Source organism: Maritimibacter sp. DP1N21-5, assembly GCF_019218295.1.
GTDB lineage: Bacteria > Pseudomonadota > Alphaproteobacteria > Rhodobacterales > Rhodobacteraceae > Maritimibacter.
In genome coordinates, this window is sequence record NZ_JAHUZF010000002.1 from 123,114 (window position 1) to 140,162 (window position 17,049).

At 66.1% G+C, this 17,049-nt stretch carries 22 protein-coding genes; 9 read left to right on the forward strand and 13 right to left on the reverse strand.

Translation table 11 applies throughout. The features are described from left to right. Positions 1 to 21 precede the first annotated feature (21 nt). Positions 22 to 1,749, reverse strand: coding sequence for a DNA polymerase Y family protein (locus KJP29_RS01125; protein ID WP_218461701.1), 1,728 nt, complete (start codon positions 1,747 to 1,749; stop codon positions 22 to 24). Positions 1,750 to 1,916: 167 nt separating this feature from the next. Here KJP29_RS01125 and KJP29_RS01130 point away from each other — a divergent pair, with 167 nt between their 5' ends. After that, a complete protein-coding gene (locus KJP29_RS01130) occupies positions 1,917 to 2,348 on the forward strand; it encodes a cytochrome c (protein ID WP_218461702.1) in 432 nt (143 codons plus the stop codon). Between the two features lie 101 nt (positions 2,349 to 2,449). On the opposite strand, the gene KJP29_RS01135 is transcribed toward KJP29_RS01130, so the two are convergent. After that, positions 2,450 to 2,719 (reverse strand): I78 family peptidase inhibitor, encoded by a 270-nt coding sequence (locus tag KJP29_RS01135; RefSeq protein WP_218461703.1) that lies wholly within the window; start codon positions 2,717 to 2,719, stop codon positions 2,450 to 2,452. Further along, the gene (locus KJP29_RS01140) at positions 2,716 to 3,006 is read right to left on the reverse strand and encodes an I78 family peptidase inhibitor (protein WP_218461704.1); all 291 of its coding nucleotides are present in this window, start codon (positions 3,004 to 3,006) and stop codon (positions 2,716 to 2,718) included. The genes KJP29_RS01135 and KJP29_RS01140 overlap by 4 nt, the downstream gene beginning before the upstream one ends. A 98-nt stretch (positions 3,007 to 3,104) precedes the next feature. Here KJP29_RS01140 and KJP29_RS01145 point away from each other — a divergent pair, with 98 nt between their 5' ends. The 4 genes from KJP29_RS01145 (at position 3,105) to mbfA (ending at position 6,866) form a co-directional block, all read left to right on the forward strand. Next, positions 3,105 to 4,235, forward strand: a complete 1,131-nt coding sequence (locus KJP29_RS01145; RefSeq protein ID WP_218461705.1) for an S-(hydroxymethyl)glutathione dehydrogenase/class III alcohol dehydrogenase — start codon at positions 3,105 to 3,107, stop codon at positions 4,233 to 4,235. A gap of 88 nt (positions 4,236 to 4,323) precedes the next feature. Beyond that, positions 4,324 to 5,046, forward strand: a complete 723-nt coding sequence (locus tag KJP29_RS01150) for a DUF3445 domain-containing protein (RefSeq protein ID WP_218461706.1) — start codon at positions 4,324 to 4,326, stop codon at positions 5,044 to 5,046. 40 nt (positions 5,047 to 5,086) lie between these two features. Further along, complete coding sequence (locus KJP29_RS01155) at positions 5,087 to 5,788, forward strand: NYN domain-containing protein (RefSeq protein WP_218461707.1); 702 nt, start codon at positions 5,087 to 5,089, stop codon at positions 5,786 to 5,788. Between the two features lie 97 nt (positions 5,789 to 5,885). Continuing rightward, positions 5,886 to 6,866, forward strand: coding sequence for an iron exporter MbfA (mbfA, locus tag KJP29_RS01160; protein ID WP_218461708.1), 981 nt, complete (start codon positions 5,886 to 5,888; stop codon positions 6,864 to 6,866). A 10-nt stretch (positions 6,867 to 6,876) separates the two neighbouring features. Here mbfA and KJP29_RS01165 read toward each other — a convergent pair whose 3' ends face one another. Then, complete coding sequence (locus tag KJP29_RS01165; RefSeq protein WP_218461709.1) at positions 6,877 to 7,590, reverse strand: tellurite resistance TerB family protein; 714 nt, start codon at positions 7,588 to 7,590, stop codon at positions 6,877 to 6,879. Positions 7,591 to 8,147: 557 nt separating this feature from the next. Here KJP29_RS01165 and KJP29_RS01170 point away from each other — a divergent pair. Then, positions 8,148 to 8,486: a DUF2794 domain-containing protein gene (locus KJP29_RS01170; RefSeq protein WP_218461710.1), complete on the forward strand. Its 339-nt coding sequence runs from the start codon at positions 8,148 to 8,150 to the stop codon at positions 8,484 to 8,486. Here KJP29_RS01170 and KJP29_RS01175 read toward each other — a convergent pair. From KJP29_RS01175 to KJP29_RS01185, 3 genes are all read right to left on the reverse strand, one after another. Beyond that, positions 8,483 to 9,334 (reverse strand): C40 family peptidase, encoded by an 852-nt coding sequence (locus KJP29_RS01175; RefSeq protein WP_218461818.1) that lies wholly within the window; start codon positions 9,332 to 9,334, stop codon positions 8,483 to 8,485. The two genes, KJP29_RS01170 and KJP29_RS01175, sit on opposite strands and share 4 nt — an antisense overlap. A gap of 5 nt (positions 9,335 to 9,339) precedes the next feature. After that, positions 9,340 to 10,725, reverse strand: a complete 1,386-nt coding sequence (locus KJP29_RS01180) for a M17 family metallopeptidase (RefSeq protein ID WP_218461711.1) — start codon at positions 10,723 to 10,725, stop codon at positions 9,340 to 9,342. Between the two features lie 123 nt (positions 10,726 to 10,848). Continuing rightward, positions 10,849 to 11,226 carry a hypothetical protein gene (locus KJP29_RS01185; RefSeq protein ID WP_218461712.1) on the reverse strand — a complete coding sequence of 126 codons (378 nt, stop codon included), beginning with the start codon at positions 11,224 to 11,226 and terminating at the stop codon, positions 10,849 to 10,851. A gap of 148 nt (positions 11,227 to 11,374) precedes the next feature. Here KJP29_RS01185 and KJP29_RS01190 point away from each other — a divergent pair, with 148 nt between their 5' ends. Genes KJP29_RS01190 through KJP29_RS01200 form a run of 3 tightly spaced genes read left to right on the forward strand, consistent with a single transcriptional unit; the run spans position 11,375 to position 13,610 of the window. Continuing rightward, complete coding sequence (locus KJP29_RS01190; RefSeq protein WP_218461713.1) at positions 11,375 to 12,013, forward strand: carbonic anhydrase; 639 nt, start codon at positions 11,375 to 11,377, stop codon at positions 12,011 to 12,013. Then, positions 12,010 to 12,672 carry a 1-acyl-sn-glycerol-3-phosphate acyltransferase gene (locus KJP29_RS01195; protein WP_218461714.1) on the forward strand — a complete coding sequence of 221 codons (663 nt, stop codon included), beginning with the start codon at positions 12,010 to 12,012 and terminating at the stop codon, positions 12,670 to 12,672. Before KJP29_RS01190 ends, KJP29_RS01195 begins: the two co-directional genes overlap by 4 nt. Then, entirely contained in the window at positions 12,669 to 13,610 is a 942-nt protein-coding gene (locus KJP29_RS01200; protein ID WP_218461715.1) for a phosphatidate cytidylyltransferase, read from the forward strand. The genes KJP29_RS01195 and KJP29_RS01200 overlap by 4 nt, the downstream gene beginning before the upstream one ends. 69 nt (positions 13,611 to 13,679) lie before the next feature. Here KJP29_RS01200 and KJP29_RS01205 read toward each other — a convergent pair whose 3' ends face one another. The 6 genes from KJP29_RS01205 to KJP29_RS01230 form a co-directional block, all read right to left on the reverse strand. Continuing rightward, positions 13,680 to 13,874, reverse strand: coding sequence for a hypothetical protein (locus tag KJP29_RS01205; protein ID WP_218461716.1), 195 nt, complete (start codon positions 13,872 to 13,874; stop codon positions 13,680 to 13,682). Positions 13,875 to 13,906: 32 nt separating this feature from the next. Further along, positions 13,907 to 14,104, reverse strand: a complete 198-nt coding sequence (locus tag KJP29_RS01210) for a hypothetical protein (protein ID WP_218461717.1) — start codon at positions 14,102 to 14,104, stop codon at positions 13,907 to 13,909. Positions 14,105 to 14,206: 102 nt separating this feature from the next. After that, positions 14,207 to 14,398, reverse strand: coding sequence for a hypothetical protein (locus tag KJP29_RS01215; RefSeq protein ID WP_218461718.1), 192 nt, complete (start codon positions 14,396 to 14,398; stop codon positions 14,207 to 14,209). Between the two features lie 226 nt (positions 14,399 to 14,624). Then, on the reverse strand, positions 14,625 to 14,879 hold the full coding sequence (locus tag KJP29_RS01220) for a hypothetical protein (RefSeq protein ID WP_218461719.1): 255 nt from the start codon (positions 14,877 to 14,879) through the stop codon (positions 14,625 to 14,627). Positions 14,880 to 14,905: 26 nt separating this feature from the next. Continuing rightward, a complete protein-coding gene (locus KJP29_RS01225; protein ID WP_218461720.1) occupies positions 14,906 to 15,091 on the reverse strand; it encodes a hypothetical protein in 186 nt (61 codons plus the stop codon). Positions 15,092 to 15,414: 323 nt separating this feature from the next. Next, positions 15,415 to 17,040 carry a mucoidy inhibitor MuiA family protein gene (locus KJP29_RS01230; protein ID WP_218461721.1) on the reverse strand — a complete coding sequence of 542 codons (1,626 nt, stop codon included), beginning with the start codon at positions 17,038 to 17,040 and terminating at the stop codon, positions 15,415 to 15,417. Positions 17,041 to 17,049: the final 9 nt, after the last annotated feature.

A 17,049-nucleotide genomic window follows, 5' to 3' on the forward strand; every position in this document is an offset into this window, starting at 1 on the left:
GCGCTCGCCCGTTGAGGCGCCTCAGCCGAAGTCGCCCTGGCAGAACCAGCCCGCGCTCATCTCGCCGCCATGGGCATAGTAAAGCCAGAGCCGCTCGCCCCTCTCGGTGGTGACGATCCAGTAGTCGCGCGGACCGCTGCGCCATTCGGGACTGTCGAGCCACCATTCCGGCAGGATGCGTTCCGGCCCCCGGCCCGCCAGAACCCGATGCACCCGCCCGCGCCAGCGAAAGCAGGCGGGCAAGGCGCGCTCCCGCTCCGGCCTGCGTTCTGGCCTGCGTTCTGGCCAGCGTTCCGGCACAACCCCCGCGACCTGACCCGTCTCGGGCGCCACCGGCGTGATGGGCTCCGAGGGCCAGAGCCGCAGGGGCCGGTCGCGCGGGGGTGGGGCCCAATGGGTCGCGGGTTCGGAAAAGGCCGCCGACAGGACGAGCGCGGTCTTCTCGGGGATATGGCTTTCCGCCGGATGCAGCCGGGTCATCGCGTCGAGCCCCAGTCGTGCGCCGATCCGGCCCAGAAGATCGTCGAGCCGCGCGGTCGCGCCGCGTGAGGATACCGCCGCCCCGGCGTTGGCGTGTCCGGCATGTTCGCGCAGGTGGATGGCTTCATGGACCGTGGCGATCACCCGGACCTGATCGATCCCGAAGCCCGCATCCAGATCCGATAGACGAAGCGCCAGCAGCGGCCGGATCCGGTCGGGGTCGGCCGAGGGCCGGGCGAGGCCCACGTCGATCCAGTCCATCGTGTGATCGGCGCGGAAGAACTCGGCCCGGATGCGCCGCGCGCCGCGACCGGCCCGCGCGAGCCGCTCGCCCAGTTCGGGCAACAGCCGGTCGAGCGCGGCGGAGATGTCGTCGAGAAGCCCGATGGGGTCGGGCATCCGCATCCGCACGGCAAAGACCTGGGGCGGCCGCGCGGGCGAGACGGGCTCGGGTTCGACCCCCAGCGCCTGATCCAGCCTTTGCACCATATGGCGTCCGAACCGCCGGGCGAGCCCGGCGCGGGGCGTGCCGATGAGATCCTCGATCCGGCGCAGGCCAAGGCGATTGAGCCCGGCCACGGTTTCGGGATCGAGCCGGAGCGCGGCCACGGGCAGGGGGCCGATCGCCTGCCGGGTCTGGCCGACGGCGGCGATCCGGGGCGCGATGGGCCGTTCGACGCGCAGTCCCGGCACCTCGCCACCGCGTGTCCAGTGCCGGCGCTTGGCCGCGCGGGAGCGGGTGGCGCGCGCTTCCTGGTCGATGGCGTCGCTGTTGCGGTATCCGCCCGCCGCGCTGCCCGAGAACCGCGCCAGCGCCCAGGCCGCGCCCAGGCTGTCGGCGATCCCCAGCCGCACGGTCAGCCCCAGTGCGGCGCAATCCTCGTCCACCGCGCGGGCCAGCGGTTCTTCCCCGCCGAAAAGATGCGCGCAACCCGTGATGTCGAGGATCAGCCCGTCGGGCGGTGCTTCGGCCACCCAGGGCGTGAACTTGCCCGACCAGCGCCGGAGCGTGGTCAGGAAACCGGCCTCCGCCACCCGGTTCGCGGGCCGCGCCACCAGCCCCGCGCACATGGCCCGCGCATCGCGCAGCGGCTGCCCCGGGGTCAGCCCGGCCTGCGAGGCTTCGAGATTGAGCGAGGAAATCACCTGCGCGCCACGCTGATCCTCGACCACCACGAAGGGGCCCGGCGGCAGACCGCGTTCGAGCCGGATCAGCCGCTCGGCGGCGAGGCGGGGAAACCACAGGGAAAGGTGGCGCTTGGGCGGCATGGCAGATCGCAGGCGAAGGTGGGGCAGCGGAGCATTTGTTCGTTATTTGTTCTATTCGAGTCGCCCCCGAAGTGTCGAGTCCCGCCTATGACGCGGATGTTACTGTCCTGTCACGAGGCGAACCGTAGAGTGGGCCCGAACAGAACACCAACAGACGAGACAACCATATGAAAACGTTCAAACTCATCCTCGCCGCCGCCACCATGACCGCCATCGGCGCGGCCTATGTCCACGCGCAGGAGGATGTGATCAAGGCCCGGCAGGCCGCGATGAAGACCATCGGCGCGCAGATGAAGGTTCTGTCCGACATGTCCAAGGGCGCCGCGCCCTTCGACGCGACGGCCGCGAACGAGGCGCTGGCCACCATGGCTGCGACCGCCGAAACCGTGCCGGTGCTCTTCGAGACCGAGGCGATCGAAGGAACGGACACCGACGCCTCGTCGGACATCTGGGCCAACTGGGATGACTTCGTGTCCAAGGCCGAGGCGCTGCAAACTGCAGCGCAGGGCGCCAGCGTGTCCGACGAATCCTCGCTGGGATCCGCGATGGGCGCGGTCGGCGGTGCCTGCGGGTCCTGCCACAAGCCCTACAAACTCTAGGAGCCGACTCGATCTATCAGGACAACAAAGCCCCGGCCATCGTGCCGGGGCTTTTTCGTGGGCGTGCAGGGTCGGCAGGCTGGGGGACGAAGCCGCACCTGTCAGCCGCACCAGATCCGCGTGATCCGGCTGCCCGCGTCGAGGTCGATGTTGAGCCGTCCTTCGCGATAGTCCCGCGTCACCGCGTCACCGGGGCGAATGACCCGAAGCTCGGGCCAGTCGAACCGCGCGTTGGCATAGGGTTGGCCGACGAATTGCTGAAAGGCCGGGGCCGGGCAGACGCCCAACTGCCCCGTGGGGTCGCGGTCCACGCGGTAGCCGTCGCCACAGGCGGCGAGCGCGACCAGCGCGGTCAGAGCCAGCGCCCTCATCCGCAGTAGACCCGGATCACCTTGCCCGACGCGTCCAGCTCCACATTGATCCGGTCCGACCGGTAATCCATCGTGAGAACTGCATCGGGGCCAAAGACCCGGGCCTTCTGGCCAGGGGTGATCCCGGCCGCCGCGACGGCCGCCTCGTCCTGACCCACCAGGTCCTGATACTGCGAGGCACCGCAGAGATCGTCGGTGGGCGTGGCCCCGGCGACCTCCTCCTCCTGACAGGCGGCGAGGGTGGCAAGGGCCAGAACGGCGGGCAGGGCAAGGGCGAAACGTGTCATGCCAGTCATTTGGGATGAAACGACAATTCCCGCAAGTCGAGCGGTTGAAACCCGGCGGGTTTGCGCCCAAGGTGTCGCCAGAGCCTTTGGAGGATCCCATGAGAACACGCGCCGCCGTCGCCGTTCAGGCAGGCAAACCCCTCGAAGTGATGGAGGTGAACCTCGCCGGCCCCCGGGCGGGCGAAGTGCTGGTCGAAATCAAGGCGACCGGCATCTGTCATACCGATGAGTTCACGCTCTCGGGAGCGGACCCCGAAGGGCTTTTCCCCGCGATCCTCGGTCATGAAGGCGCCGGCGTCGTGGTCGAAGTCGGCGAGGGGGTGAAAAGCCTCAAGCCCGGCGATCACGTGATCCCGCTCTACACGCCCGAGTGTCGCGAATGTTACGCCTGCACGAGCCAGAAGACCAACCTCTGCACCTCGATCCGGGGCACGCAGGGGCAGGGGCTCATGCCCGACGGGACCAGCCGCTTCACGACGCTCGATGGCGACCCGATCTTGCATTACATGGGCTGCTCGACCTTCTCGAACCACACGGTCCTGCCGGAAATCGCCCTCGCAAAGGTGCGCGAGGACGCGCCCTTCGACAAGATCTGTTACATCGGCTGCGGCGTGACCACCGGCATCGGCGCGGTGATCAACACGGCCAAGGTCGAGGTCGGTTCCACCGCCATCGTCTTTGGTCTGGGCGGCATCGGGCTCAACGTCATTCAGGGTCTGCGCCTTGCCGGGGCCGAGATGATCGTGGGCGTGGACCTGAACGACTCCAAGCGACCGATGGCCGAACGCTTCGGCATGACCCATTTCGTGAACCCGAAAGAGGTCGAGGGCGATATCGTTCCCTACCTCGTGAACCTCACGAAACGCCGGGGGGATACCTTTGGCGGGGCGGACTACACCTTTGACGCGACCGGCAACGTGACCGTGATGCGGCAGGCGCTGGAATGCGCGCACCGGGGCTGGGGCGAGAGCATCATCATCGGCGTGGCACCGGCGGGGGCCGAGATTTCGACCCGTCCGTTCCAGCTCGTCACTGGCCGTGTCTGGAAAGGCACCGCTTTCGGTGGCGCGCGTGGCCGCACCGACGTGCCGCAGATCGTCGACTGGTACATGGACGGCAAGATCGAGATCGACCCGATGATCACCCACACCATGGGACTCGACGACATCAACAAGGGCTTCGACCTGATGCACGCCGGGGAATCCATCCGGTCCGTGGTGCTCTACTGACCGGACCGGCCCAGAATACCAAGCGGCGCGGGACCGAGTTCCGCGCCGTTCCTCTTGCCAATTTTCGTGCTGCGGGGTTTCAGGGCGCATGAGCGATGATTTTCCCGAGATCCTGCAAGATGTCATGCCCGTGGACGCGATCGCCTATCCGCTGCCGGGCACGCGACCGATGGAACAGGACGACTGGCTTCGGCGGGACGAACGCTTTGCCGAGCAGATGGCCCTGCGCGACCGGCTGATTGCCGAACGTCGGGAGGCCGTCATTGCGACACGGCCCGAGGCAGAGGTGGCGCTGGCCGAGCTTTACGCGACCGTGTTGGCCGAGGTCGGCGCCACCGGGTCACAACACACCCGGCCCGATGGCGTGACCGTGCCGCTCGATCCCGCCGATCCGCTCGCCACGGTCGGGCGTCTCGCGCAGGAGGATTTCCTCGTTCACCTCAGGGGACCCGAGGAACATTGGCTCGCTGCCGGTGTGCTTTGTTTTCCGTCGCGCTGGACGCTGGCCGAAAAGATGGGGCGCCCCTTGACCGGCATCCACATTCCCGTGCCGCAATACGACGACAACCTCGCGCGCCGGGTGCAGCGGCTCTTCGACGGGGTCCAGCCGGACCGGCCCATCGTGCGCTGGAACCGTCTGCCCTATCGCACTGCCGAACTGCATAACCCGCAACGCGAGGCCGACAGCGCCGCGACCCATGCCCCGGACGGCCCGCGCCCCTTCTTGCGACAGGAGCGGCAGGCGATCCGCAAGTTGCCCGCGACCGGCGCGGTCATCTTTTCGATCCATACCTATCTTGTCCGGGCTTAACCGCTGGTCCCGGTCGCGCGGACGGGATAGGGGTGATCTCATGCCTGAGAACACGCCCCTCCTTGCCGTCCTGATCGACGCCGACAATGTGCCCGCCCGCTTTGCCGAGGCGATCCTGAAGGAAATCACCTCCTACGGCGAACCGGCGCTGCGCCGGGTCTACGGCGACTGGTCCTCGCAACGGCTTGGCCCGTGGAAGGGCAAGGTGCAGGAGCTTGGCCTCGTCGCGCATCAGGAAAGCGCGAATACCAAGGGCAAGAACGCCTCGGACATCGGTCTGGTCATCGACGCGATGGACCTTCTTCATACGGGCCGTTTCGACGGCTTCGTGCTGGTGTCGTCGGACAGCGATTTCACCGCGCTCGCCAACCGGATCCGCGAACATGGGCTGACCGTGATCGGGATCGGCGAAGGCAAGACGCCGGAAAGCCTGCGCAATGTCTGCACCCGTTTCGTGATGATCGAGAACATCGTCGAGGAACCTGCGAAACCGGACGAGAAGAAGACCGGCAAACGCGACGCGATGGACGCGCTTCCGCTGATCTACAGCGCGATGGACAAAATCGAACCGGACGGAGAGTGGTTTCAGCTTGGCCACATCGGCCAGACCATCCAGGCCGACAACCGCGATTTCGATACACGAACCTACGGGCGCCAGAAGCTGTCGGACCTGATCCGCGACACCCGGCGGTTCGAGACCAAGCGCGAAGGCAACCACATCTTCATCCGCCGCGTCGATTAGGGTTAAGCGGGCAGCGGGCGGCGGGGTGGGACGATCTGCCCCTTGCGCTCGTCGCGCCCCTAGCTAGTTTGGAACCATTCCAAATTACGGTGCCCCGATGATCCCCGGCTTTTCCTCGTCCCGCCGACGCTTTTCCGACCTGTCCGAACAGGAAATCCTCGCGCTCGCGATTTCCAATGAAGAAGACGATTCGCGCATCTATCGCCAGTATGCCGCCGACCTGCGCGCCGAGTATCCGGCGTCGGCCAAGGTCTTCGACGGCATGGCGGAAGAAGAGGACGCCCACCGCACGCTCCTGATTTCCGAGCATCAGCGGCGGTTCGGCGACGTGATCCCGCTGATCCGGCGGGAGCATGTCTCGGGCTACTATGCCCGTCAGCCGGTCTGGCTGGTCGAGAACCTCGGGCTCGAGCGGATCAGGGCCGAGGCGCGGGAAATGGAGCGACAGGCCGAGCAGTTCTATCGCAAGGCGGCGGATCGGACCTCGGACGCAGGGACGCGCAAACTGCTGGGCGACCTCGCAGCGGCCGAAGCCGGACATGGCGACCTCGCGGGCGAGCTCGAAGCCCGGTATCTTGGGGGCACCGCCCGGTCGGAAGAAGACGCCGACGCGCACCGCCAGTTCATCCTCACATGGGTCCAGCCCGGACTGGCCGGATTGATGGACGGCTCGGTCTCGACCCTCGCGCCGATTTTCGCCACCGCCTTCGCCACGCAGGACCCGCGAACGACGCTACTCGTTGGTCTCGCCGCCGCGGTGGGCGCGGGCATTTCCATGGGCTTCACGGAAGCCGCGTCGGACGATGGTGAGCTATCCGGGCGCGGCTCGCCGATCAAACGCGGGATCTCAGCGGGGGTCATGACCGCGCTGGGCGGGCTTGGCCATGCGCTTCCCTATCTCATCAACCACTTCTGGACCGCGACCATCCTGGCCATCGTGATCGTCTTCGTCGAGCTCTGGGCCATCGTCTGGATCCAGAACCGCTTCATGAAGACACCCTTCCTGCGCGCCACCTTTCAGGTTGTTCTGGGCGGCGCGCTGGTCTTTGGGGCGGGGGCGCTCATCGGCGCGGGCTGAAGGCCTGCGATCAACCCACCTGGGCCTTCGCGGCCTCTGCTTCGGCGTCGAGATGGCCGCGCAGACCGGCAGGCAGGTTCAGATGCGTGCCGAGCCTGTCGAGATAATCGCGTTCCTCCATCGTGTCCGGGTCGATGCACAGCGCCGAGGCGAGATAGATCTCCGCCTTCTGCTCCTCTGTCCGCGCCATGCGGGCGATGGCCATGGGGTCGGCGGGTTCCGCGAAATACTCGTAAAGACGCGCTTTTTCCTCTGCGCCAAGGTCGAAGGCCGAAACCTGTTCGCGGATGCGCGCATGTTCGGCCTTATCGATATGCCCGTCCGCCTGCGCCGCCGCGATCATCGTGCGCATGAGGGTGAGGCGGAAATCGTTACCGGTCGCGTCCCGGTCATGGTCGACGTCGAAACCGCTGTTCACTGCCGGGGGCGGCAGGTCGAGAGGGCGCGGCTCGGTGCCGGAGGTCTTGTTGTTCTGCCAATCGGAATAGGCCTTGTAGGCCAGCCCACCCACGGCGGCCAGACCGCCATACTTGAGCGCTTTCCCGCCAAGTTTGCGGCCCTTCTTGGAGCCTAGCAAGAGCGCGATGGCGCCGCCGGCCGCCGCGCCGCCGACGAGGCCGGAGGGGAGCCCGCTCCCGGTCCTGTTACGTGCCGTCTGGCCGCCAGAAGGCATCTGCCCGCCCTGTCCGCCGAGAAAGCCTTCGAGAAGTCTGGTCACATCCATTGGGTCCGCTCCTTGCCTGAGGTTTCAGTTGAGGTAGGCACGCGACCCCGGCCTCACAATCGTGATCGCGGGGACCAACGGATTCGTTATCCGGCGTGAGCCGGGGGCCGACGACGGGGCGGTGTGAACGGTTCCCGAAGAAGGCGATCCGTTAACGAAGGTCTTAACGCGCGGTCTCTTTCTATAATCGTTCCATAGGCTTGACGTTTTCAGGATTCCGGAGTTCTAGAATCCGGGAATTCTGAAGACAGGGCCAAGACCTCGCACAGTGGCCACGTGCGAAGTCCAGCCGTCACTGCGCTTTCCGGGAAAAGAACGTCCCCCGAAAACCAAAACCCCGCCATTCGCATGGCGGGGTTCATGGTCCCGGTGCCGCAAACTGGGTGGGGGCTGTTGACGCGGCACCGGGGAAGCAAGTGCTTCTGGGATCATCTTTGCCGCCCGAACGGGGCACGATTTCGGGCGGCCCGGGGAAAAGCGGGGGTCTTTTTACGGCGCGAATGGGGCGCACTCAGCTTGGGATTGATTTGCGCGGCATCTCGGATCACAGTCGACCTATGAACGCGCCGACACCGTTTTCACGCCCCACTGAAGATCAGGTCGTTTTCGACCGTCACGAGTTGGGGGTCATTCTGGGTCTCTATGGCCGGATGGTCTCTGCCGGCGAATGGCGGGACTATGGCATGAGCTTCCTGCGCGAGGTCGCGGTATTCTCGGTGTTCCGCCGCAGCGCCGAGAACCCGCTCTACCGGATCGAGAAACGCCCCAAGCTGCGTGGCAAGCAGGGGATCTATGCGGTGATCGGGATGGACGGTCAGGTGCTCAAGCGCGGTTCGGACCTGAAGACGGTGCTGCGGGTGCTCGAACGAAAGCTCATCCGTCCCATCGACGATTAGCGCAGGCGCCGGATCCCCGTCACCTCGCCCTCGCCTTGCGCGCGGATGCGGTTCACGGTGGCGTCGAACCCTTCCCAGGACACGGCCATGGCGCCCGCGTTGGCGTGTATGATCCGCCCCCCGTCGGCGAAGAGTGCGACATGCCCGCGCCAGAAGACCAGATCGCCGTGTTCGGGCGTCTCGACCGACGTCCCGATCCGCGACTGCTGGTCGCTGTCACCCGGGAGCGTCACGCCACAGGCGCCCCAGGCGGCTTGCACCAGACCGGAACAATCGATCCCGAAGCTCGTGTTGCCGCCCCAGAGATAGGGCGTCCCCAGAAGTTTCGCCGCTTCTGCGACCGGGTCGTCTGCCCGCGCGTCGATCGGGGCGAGATGGGCAGTCGGGACGAAATACTCGCGATAGCCTTCCGTGAGTGGTTCGTCCTGAAGCACGATCCGCGACCATCGCGCGTCGGCCTCCGTCACCTCGACCAGCGCGCCGTAGGACAGCGGAAAGACAGGCTCCCAGGTCTTCACCTCCGGCGTCGCCTTGCGAAAGGTTCGGGCCGCGGTGACCCGATGGGTCGGGGTTCGGGCGTCGCGCAGAAGTTCGGCCAAAAGCCAGCCGACATAGCCGTCCTTCTCGGCGAAACCGAAGACGAAACGTCCCTCGCGGTCGAGCACGCGAAACCGCTCGCCGGTCAGGATTTCGCGTTCGCGCGGACCCTGTGGTGACCCGAGGAGTGCGGCGGACTGCACCGCGATCTGATGTGGCGTGCCTTCCGTGAAGACCTCGGCCTCGACCAGCCCGCGCAGGCTCTCATGTGCGACACGGCCGTTGAAACGCAGTTCCCGCTTGTCCGTCATGGCGTTCACAGGGGCAGCATCCCCGGCAGCGCGGCGAGCAGCGCCCGCGCGCCCATGCCAACCCCGCCCTTTGGACGGGCGGGCGCGGCGGAGGGGTTCCAGCCATAGATGTCGAAATGGACGTAGCGTTCGGTCTCGGTGACGAAGCGCCTGAGGAACAGCGCCGCCGTGATCGACCCGGCGAAGCCGCCGGAGGGCGCGTTGTCTAGATCTGCGATCCCCGGCTCGATCATGGTCTCATAGGGCGCCCAGAAGGGCAGTTCCCAGACCGGATCGGCGACCATGGGTGCCGCGTCCCGCAACGCGGCGGCGTCTCTCGCGTCGGTGGCATAGAAGGGCGACAGGTCCGGCCCGACCGCGACCCGCGCGGCCCCGGTCAAGGTCGCGAAGGAGACGACGAGGTCGGGTTTCTCCTCATCTGCCAGCGCCAGAGCATCGGCCAGCACCAGACGGCCTTCCGCATCGGTGTTGTTGATCTCGACGGTCATCCCCTTGCGGCTCGTCAGGATGTCGCCGGGGCGGAATGCCTCGCCCGAGACCGCGTTTTCTACCGCCGGGATCAGGACGCGCAGGCGCAGCTTCAGCCCCAGCACCATGATCATATGCGCAAGGCCCAGAACCGTGGCCGCGCCGCCCATATCCTTCTTCATGAGCGCCATGGACGACCCGGGTTTGAGGTTCAGCCCGCCGGTGTCGAAACAGACCCCTTTGCCCACGAGCGTGAGCATTGGCCCGGTGTCACCCCAGCGCAGATCGACCAGGCGCGGGGTCCGGGCAGAGGCGCGGCCCACGGCGTGGATCATGGGAAAATTGTTTTTCAGAAGGTCCTCGCCCGTCGTGACCTCAATCTCCGCCCCATGGGTTCTTGCAAGGCTCCGCGCGAGGTCTTCAAGCTCCTGCGGCCCCATGTCGTTGGACGGCGTGTTGATCAGGTCCCGGGTCAGTGCCTCGCCTGCGGCAATCGCTTCGATGCGCTCGGCGTCGATCCCGTCGGGTGCGACCAGCTCGGCGCGCGGGGCGGATTTCTTCTTGTATCGGTCGAAGACGTAGCCGGACAGAAGCCAGCCCAGGGCAAATTCGTCCAGCGCGGGTCCGGTGAGCGCCGTGTCCAGGGTATAGCTCCCGGCCGGCAGCTTCGCACGGGCGCGGGCGGTGCCAAAGCGCGTGCGCTCCCGGGCCTTGGCATCCCCGAGCCCGACGAAAGCGCGCGCCACGCCGCCTTTTTCGTCCGGCAGGATCAGGACCTCGCCCAAGCCGCCGGCGAACCCTGTCGCTTCTGCCCAGGCTGCGTCACGCACGGACAGACCGGCCTTCATCGCCTCTACGTCGGATTTGTCCACCGTCACAAGGGGCACGGCGTCGTCAGTCGGGGCGGCGAATGTGAGGCTCATGGGCTTTCCTTCGGTCGTTCGGGGGCAGGGGGCGTCCGGCCCTTTGCCCGACACTACCCCAGTCGCCGGCACTCGCAAGGACCCGGACCTCATAGGACCGTCATCGGCAAGCGGGGCGACGGATCACCCCGGGGGATCGCCCATGTCCCAGACCGCGACCAGCGAGCGGTCGCCGATGCGTTCGAGCCGCGCCACAACCGCGCCGAAGGCTGCCCCGTCATAGCCAAGGGCCAGCGCCGCGGCATCCCGGGCCACCCGGGCGAGCGTGATCATGCCCACCTGTTGCGCCACCGCAGCGAGCGCCCTGGCCCCGGCCTGGACCCTGTCGAAACGGCCCGCGCGGTAGTCCGCGGGCACCTCGACCAGCAGCGACGCGAGTTCTTCCAGCGCGTGGTTCAGCACCTTGTCGGCCCCCACGGGGCCAAGCTGGCGATACAGCACCTGGAGCTGGTCACGATCCAGCCGCACGTTTTCAATCGGTTGCAACGCCGTTACACCCATCGGACACCCCTTTTCCCTCAAAGCCGGGACAGGGTCGGTGATCTGCCTCAAGAAATCGTTGCCGTTCGCGCCTGAAATCGCTCGAATTTCCCGCAAAACCGCTATAACCACGGGTAACCTTACGAACGGTCAAGAAGAAGAGGTCGGGATGCACAACGCGCGATTGCTGCCGAATTATCTGGTTCAACGGTATCATGGCTGGAAGGCGACGGCCTATTCCGAGAACAAGTCCTGGTATCGGCGATTGGCCTCGGAAGGACAGCACCCGCGTGCGATGATCATCTCCTGCTGCGACAGCCGCGTGCATGTCACCTCGATCTTCGGCGCGGACCAGGGGGAGTTCTTCATCCACCGCAATATCGCCAACCTCGTGCCGCCCTATCAGCCCGACGGACAACAACACGGGACTTCGGCCGCCGTGGAATATGCCGTGACCGCGCTCAAGGTCGCCCATGTGATCGTGATCGGTCACTCGGCCTGTGGCGGCGTGCAGGGCTATCACGACATGGCCAACGGCAAGGCACCGCAGCTTCAGGAAAAAACCAGCTTCGTGGGGCGCTGGATGGAGATCCTGAAACCCGGATATGACCGGATCGACGATCACGGCGACATCCACGCGCTGGAGCGTGAAGCGGTGAAAGTGTCGCTCGAGAACCTGATGACCTTCCCCTTCGTGAAGGCGGCGGTCGAGGCGGAAGAACTGACCCTGCATGGCCTCTGGCACGACATCGGCGAAGGCGGGCTCATGCAGTTCGACGGCGCCAGCGGGGCCTTCGTCCACGTATGACCGGGGCGGGGCTCACGGGGGGCCTGCGCAGGCTTGCCGCCCGGATCACGGGCGACGCCATCGTGCTTTTCGCCCGGCTCATCACCGCACCCCGGACCGTCTGGCAGGGGATCGAGCCGATCCCCCACCAGCGCATCTATTTCGCCAACCACACCTCGAACGGGGATTTCGTGCTTGCCTGGGCCTCGCTTCCCGAGGCGATGCGACGGCGTACCCGGCCCGTGGCGGCGGCGGACTACTGGCTGACCACGCCGCTTCGGTCCTTCGTAGGGAAGGAGGCGTTTCGCGCCGTCCTGATCGACCGCAACCCCGAGACGCGCACCGATGACCCGGTGGCGCTCATGGTCGCGGCGCTTGACGAGGGGGCGAGTCTCATCCTCTTTCCCGAGGGCAACCGGAACATGGGACCCGATTCCCTTCTGCCGTTTCGCACCGGGCTTTTCCACGTGGCGACCCGGCGCCCGCGCGTCGACCTTGTTCCGACCTGGATCGAGAACCTGAACGCCATTTTGCCCAAGGGCGAGGTGATTCCGGTTCCACTCCTGTGCACGGTCACCTTCGGCAAGCCGATCCATCTGCGGCCAGACGAGGACAAGGACACCTTCCTCACCCGCGCCCGCAACGCGCTCCTCGCGCTCAAACCCAAGGAAGAGCCATGAGCGCCCCGGTCGAGTTCTTCCGGCTGCTTCTGGCGGTGATCGTCGTTCTGTCCGTCGCGACCGCCATCGGCGAGGTGCTGCGCCAGCGCTACGACGCGGACGGGCGCAACGCGGTGATCGAGAACCTCAACGCGCGGATCGCGTCCTGGTGGGGGATGGTCGCGCTCATGGCCATCGCCTTTCTCTTCGGGCGCTTCGGCGTTGTCGTCCTGTTCGCCTTCCTCTCCTTCGCGGCGCTGCGTGAGTTTCTCACGCTCACCTCCAAGGCCCGCGCCGATCACTGGGCCCTGCTCGTGTCCTTCTTCGTGATCATTCCGTTTCAATATTGGCTGGTCTATCGGGGCTGGTACGGGCTCTATTCGATTTTCATCCCGGTCTATGCCTTCCTCTTCATGCCGATCCTCGTCGCGCTACGAGGCGATACTGACCGCTTCCTGACCCGCGTGGCGGAAACCCAGTGGGGTCTCATGATCGCGGTCTTCGCGGTCAGCCACGTGCCCGCGCTGATCACGCTCATCATTCCGGGGTTCGAGGGGCGCGGGGTGCTTCTCATCGCCTGGCTCGTGGTGGTCGTGCAGGGGGCGGACGTCCTGCAATACCTCTTCGGCATGCTCTTTGGCCGCCACCGGATCGCGCCCACGCTCTCCGCCTCGAAGACTTGGGAAGGCTTCGCCGGCGGCATGGCGTCGTCGGTTGTTCTGGGCATGCTGCTCGTCTGGCTCACGCCCTTCGCGATCTGGCAGGCCGGGCTCATGGCGGCCGTGGTCGTGGCGCTGGGCTTCTTCGGCGGGCTCGTCATGTCCACGATCAAGCGGGACAAGGGCGTGAAGGACTGGGGCCATCTGATCGCGGGGCATGGCGGCTTTACCGACCGGCTCGACTCGGTGGTCTTCTCTGCTCCGGTGTTCTTCCACCTGGTCCGGTATTTCTGGGCGTAGGCCTGCAAAGGAAAAGGCCGGGCGCCGCCAGCGCCCGACCTTGCTTCGGAGGGGGAGAGTGGGGTGGTTCTAGGCGGCGATCTTCACCACGCTGCCATGCGACCGGATCGAATGGAACGAGGGGATCGGCGCGGGTTGCCGGCGCTTGTCACGCTCGCTGGCGAAATCGAAGATCGAAACCACGCTGGTCGTGTCATCATTCTTTTCGGCAAGCGAAGCGAGCGCGGCTTGGCGGCCCATCCGGGCCTTTTCGAGCAGGGTCATGTCGGGAATCTCCGTGAAAATGGCGTGACAGTTCAGGCGGCGTAGCCGCCGAAGGCGAGAACATCGGTCGTGGACATGATGGCAGCCGACTTGCGCTGGTGCCCCTGGGCTTTCCACTCGAAGATGGAGATCACGTTGTTTTCGGAATGGATGACCTTGGCCGGAGCATCCGTGGTGGCGGCTTTGACAGCGGCACGGTGGGCGGCGAGTTCGATCACGTTGTTGGTCATTTTGGTCTTCCCCAGGATCTTATGGCCGTTCTTTGTTTTTGTCGGCCGGGTTGTTCGAAGGTTTGGTCAGGTTCTTGGTCTTGGGATCAGCGAGCGCAGTGGTCAGGCTGCGAGCTTGTTGATCCGGTTGCGCTTCTCGGCATGAGCAAAGAAGTCTTCGATGTCGGCACAGGACAGGTGCGGCAGGCGTTGGCGGCGGTCCCTCGTTTCAACAGCTTGGTGTAGCTTGTTGAAGGGAACGACGTTTTCGTCTTCGGCGTCCTGTCCGGGGCGGGTTCGACTGGTGGCAGCCATTCTTCACCTCGTTGGCACTTTTTGGTTCCGATGCAGTCAAAGCTGCGCCCCGATTCGGGCGGGAAATGTGCTCAATTGGGGCAAAGGCGTGGCATTTCATTCTTTCGACACGGAATGATCTCTTGATTTGCCCCTTTCCGACGCGCGAGCGCCCCGATTGCCGATAACTGCCCCGGGTAATGCGGCGCGGATATGTCGCTCTGCCTTATTTCTGAAGAATCACCTCTCAGGCGGCGGTCGGATTGGTCAAAAGAAGGCGCGACATCGGGCGGGTGCGTTTCACGCGACGGCTGTGAAAGACGGGGACCGCTTCGCGCAGGGGAAGCACATTGTCGAAGATCGAGACGACGTTTTGCGACGCTGCGGCCTTTGCGCGAAGCGATGCGAGCGCGGCAAGTCGCCCCCGGCGGACCTTGTCGGCCAGCGAAGGACCGGTGGCGATGATGTCGGTGCAAAGGGTGTCGAAGTCTTGGACGGCCATGGTCTTTCTCCTTCTGGTTTGAGGTCTCAGGCGAAATCGCCGGTGGTGGTCAGGACGGGTGTCATGAAGAACACGCCGCCTGCGGTGCGACGCGCCCGCGTGCGCTTTCGCCAGGCCGTGAGCGAGATGACCGCGCCGGGGCATTGCGATTCGGTGCCGGCATTGGTGTTGGCGGGATGTGCGGACGGGAAAGGCAGGACATTCGTGGGCATGACGGGTCTCCGGTTCGACGGGCTCACGGAGCCACGCGCGTTCACATTGAAGGAACCGGTTTTTCGGTCAGGGCCTCGGGGACCTGCGCCCGGACCATGGGGGCCGGGCAGGGCGGGCTTTGCCGCAGGGTCGGTTCTTGTCCGACGCCCTCAACCTGCCGGTGATTCAGGGCACAAATCGCGCCCTCGTCTGGCCAATTTGTGTGCTTCGAGCCGGATTTTACCAAAGGGGCACGGGGCCCGCAGAGGGACAGGGCCGGGCGACATGTGTGCCGCCCGCCCTTCGCCGTCTTGTGAATTCCGGATTGCGCCCGTCCGCAGGCTTACGGGTTCCAGCCAAGCTCCTTGCCCTCGGGCCAGTCGAGGTCCACGACGATTTCGACCGTCCGGGTCTCGCCGGGCGCGACGGTCAGATCCCAGGCGCTGACACCGCGCCGGTCTTCCACATCGGTCTCGTCGGGCGCGGGCGTCGCTGTTACCGTGACGTCGAGTTCCTCCTTCTCCGAGAAGGTGAGCGGGAAGAGCGCGCGGACCTCCTGTGTCTCGTTCGACAGGTTTTCGACCGTGAAGGTGATCTCTTGCCGGCGGTTCGACGAGCGCGAAATGATCCCCCGGTCGCCTTCGGCGTTGCGCTTGAAGATTGTGTCGAGGCGGATGGATTCGATCGGCCCGAAGGCAAGCGTTTCTTCCGCACCGGCCGGGATCAGAGCCAGATCGGTCTGACCGACGAGATATCCGTCACGCGAGATACTTGCCGTTCCCGGCAGGATCGGCTCGCCCGTGACGTTAACTATGTCGGCCACGAGGAAGGCGGTCTCGTCATAGCGCGGCGCGGCTTCGATGGTCGTCTCGGCATCCAGGGTGAGCGTGTCGAGCGCGAGTTCGGCGGCCTCGCCCGGCACGATGGTCACGGGGTCGGGATAGACGTAGGTCACGGCCAGCCCGTCGACGACCAACCCCGCCGTCTTCATTTCGGCCGGCGCGGGCTCGGCCACCGCCATCATTTCTTCCCGCGCGAAATCCGCCGCTCCGTCGCGGGCCAGCGGCATCGGCGGGGCGGGGTCGTAGATATCTGCCAGGTCGGGCCAGACCTCGGACGGCGCGATCCGGTCACTGGGCCGCGCGGTCGAGAAGGTCATCGCCACATCGGTCCAGGCGCGGTCGGTCTCCTGCATGACCACGATCTTGCGGTCGAGGTCTATCACGCCTGCCGCGCGGTCGAGGTTCACGTCGTAGTCCACCCGCCAGCCCGCGTTCCAGGTCTGTTCGGTCAGTTCGAGCGTGACCGGCCCGGCCTCTGCCGCCGTCACTTCGACCGTCAGCATCTCGTTCACCTGGCCGGGCGGCGCAAGGCGGTCCAACGCGGCCTGCGCGGCCTCTACGGCGGCGGTCAGCTCGTCCATCTCTTCAGTCAGGGGCCGCAGGCGCTTGCGCGCCTCCTCGAGCGCGGCCTGCGTGGTCAGCGTCTGGTTCGAGACGAGATCGGCCACGGCAAGGATCTCCTCTGCGGTTCCGGCCTCCGGCGGGGCGATCGCGGCGAGGTAGTCGAGCCGGGCCTTGAGCGCCGCGATCTCGGTCTGGGCGAGCGCGAGTTCGTCGCGTTTCGCCTCTGCCTCCTCTTCTGCGGCTTCGACGGCCTCGAGCGCGGCCCGTTGTGCGGGGGAATAAAGCGCGGTCGGGTCGGCTACGCGATCCTCCCGAAACCCGAGGGCGCCGATCACCACACCTTCCGAGGTCGCCACCCGGGGCAAGGCGCCCGAAGCCGCCGCGCCCGGATAGGGGATCATCACGTCATGCGTGCCCGCCGGCAGCTCGACCTCGGCCCGCAGGGTGAGCGTCGCCCCATCCGGATAAATCACCGCCGCCGCCACGGGGGCCTGCGCATAGAAGCTGTCCGCTAGCGCAGGCGTGGCCGCGAGCAGGGCGAGGAGGGAAACGGAAACACGCATGGATACCTT

Coding starts and splice junctions, on each gene's coding strand:
- KJP29_RS01125 (WP_218461701.1), bottom strand. CDS start 1,749: ATGCCGCCCAAGCGCCACCTTTCCCTGTGGTTTCCCCGCCTCGCCGCC.
- KJP29_RS01130 (WP_218461702.1), top strand. CDS start 1,917: ATGAAAACGTTCAAACTCATCCTCGCCGCCGCCACCATGACCGCCATC.
- KJP29_RS01135 (WP_218461703.1), bottom strand. CDS start 2,719: ATGAGGGCGCTGGCTCTGACCGCGCTGGTCGCGCTCGCCGCCTGTGGC.
- KJP29_RS01140 (WP_218461704.1), bottom strand. CDS start 3,006: ATGACACGTTTCGCCCTTGCCCTGCCCGCCGTTCTGGCCCTTGCCACC.
- KJP29_RS01145 (WP_218461705.1), top strand. CDS start 3,105: ATGAGAACACGCGCCGCCGTCGCCGTTCAGGCAGGCAAACCCCTCGAA.
- KJP29_RS01150 (WP_218461706.1), top strand. CDS start 4,324: ATGAGCGATGATTTTCCCGAGATCCTGCAAGATGTCATGCCCGTGGAC.
- KJP29_RS01155 (WP_218461707.1), top strand. CDS start 5,087: ATGCCTGAGAACACGCCCCTCCTTGCCGTCCTGATCGACGCCGACAAT.
- mbfA (WP_218461708.1), top strand. CDS start 5,886: ATGATCCCCGGCTTTTCCTCGTCCCGCCGACGCTTTTCCGACCTGTCC.
- KJP29_RS01165 (WP_218461709.1), bottom strand. CDS start 7,590: ATGGATGTGACCAGACTTCTCGAAGGCTTTCTCGGCGGACAGGGCGGG.
- KJP29_RS01170 (WP_218461710.1), top strand. CDS start 8,148: ATGAACGCGCCGACACCGTTTTCACGCCCCACTGAAGATCAGGTCGTT.
- KJP29_RS01175 (WP_218461818.1), bottom strand. CDS start 9,334: ATGACGGACAAGCGGGAACTGCGTTTCAACGGCCGTGTCGCACATGAG.
- KJP29_RS01180 (WP_218461711.1), bottom strand. CDS start 10,725: ATGAGCCTCACATTCGCCGCCCCGACTGACGACGCCGTGCCCCTTGTG.
- KJP29_RS01185 (WP_218461712.1), bottom strand. CDS start 11,226: ATGGGTGTAACGGCGTTGCAACCGATTGAAAACGTGCGGCTGGATCGT.
- KJP29_RS01190 (WP_218461713.1), top strand. CDS start 11,375: ATGCACAACGCGCGATTGCTGCCGAATTATCTGGTTCAACGGTATCAT.
- KJP29_RS01195 (WP_218461714.1), top strand. CDS start 12,010: ATGACCGGGGCGGGGCTCACGGGGGGCCTGCGCAGGCTTGCCGCCCGG.
- KJP29_RS01200 (WP_218461715.1), top strand. CDS start 12,669: ATGAGCGCCCCGGTCGAGTTCTTCCGGCTGCTTCTGGCGGTGATCGTC.
- KJP29_RS01205 (WP_218461716.1), bottom strand. CDS start 13,874: ATGACCCTGCTCGAAAAGGCCCGGATGGGCCGCCAAGCCGCGCTCGCT.
- KJP29_RS01210 (WP_218461717.1), bottom strand. CDS start 14,104: ATGACCAACAACGTGATCGAACTCGCCGCCCACCGTGCCGCTGTCAAA.
- KJP29_RS01215 (WP_218461718.1), bottom strand. CDS start 14,398: ATGGCTGCCACCAGTCGAACCCGCCCCGGACAGGACGCCGAAGACGAA.
- KJP29_RS01220 (WP_218461719.1), bottom strand. CDS start 14,879: ATGGCCGTCCAAGACTTCGACACCCTTTGCACCGACATCATCGCCACC.
- KJP29_RS01225 (WP_218461720.1), bottom strand. CDS start 15,091: ATGCCCACGAATGTCCTGCCTTTCCCGTCCGCACATCCCGCCAACACC.
- KJP29_RS01230 (WP_218461721.1), bottom strand. CDS start 17,040: ATGCGTGTTTCCGTTTCCCTCCTCGCCCTGCTCGCGGCCACGCCTGCG.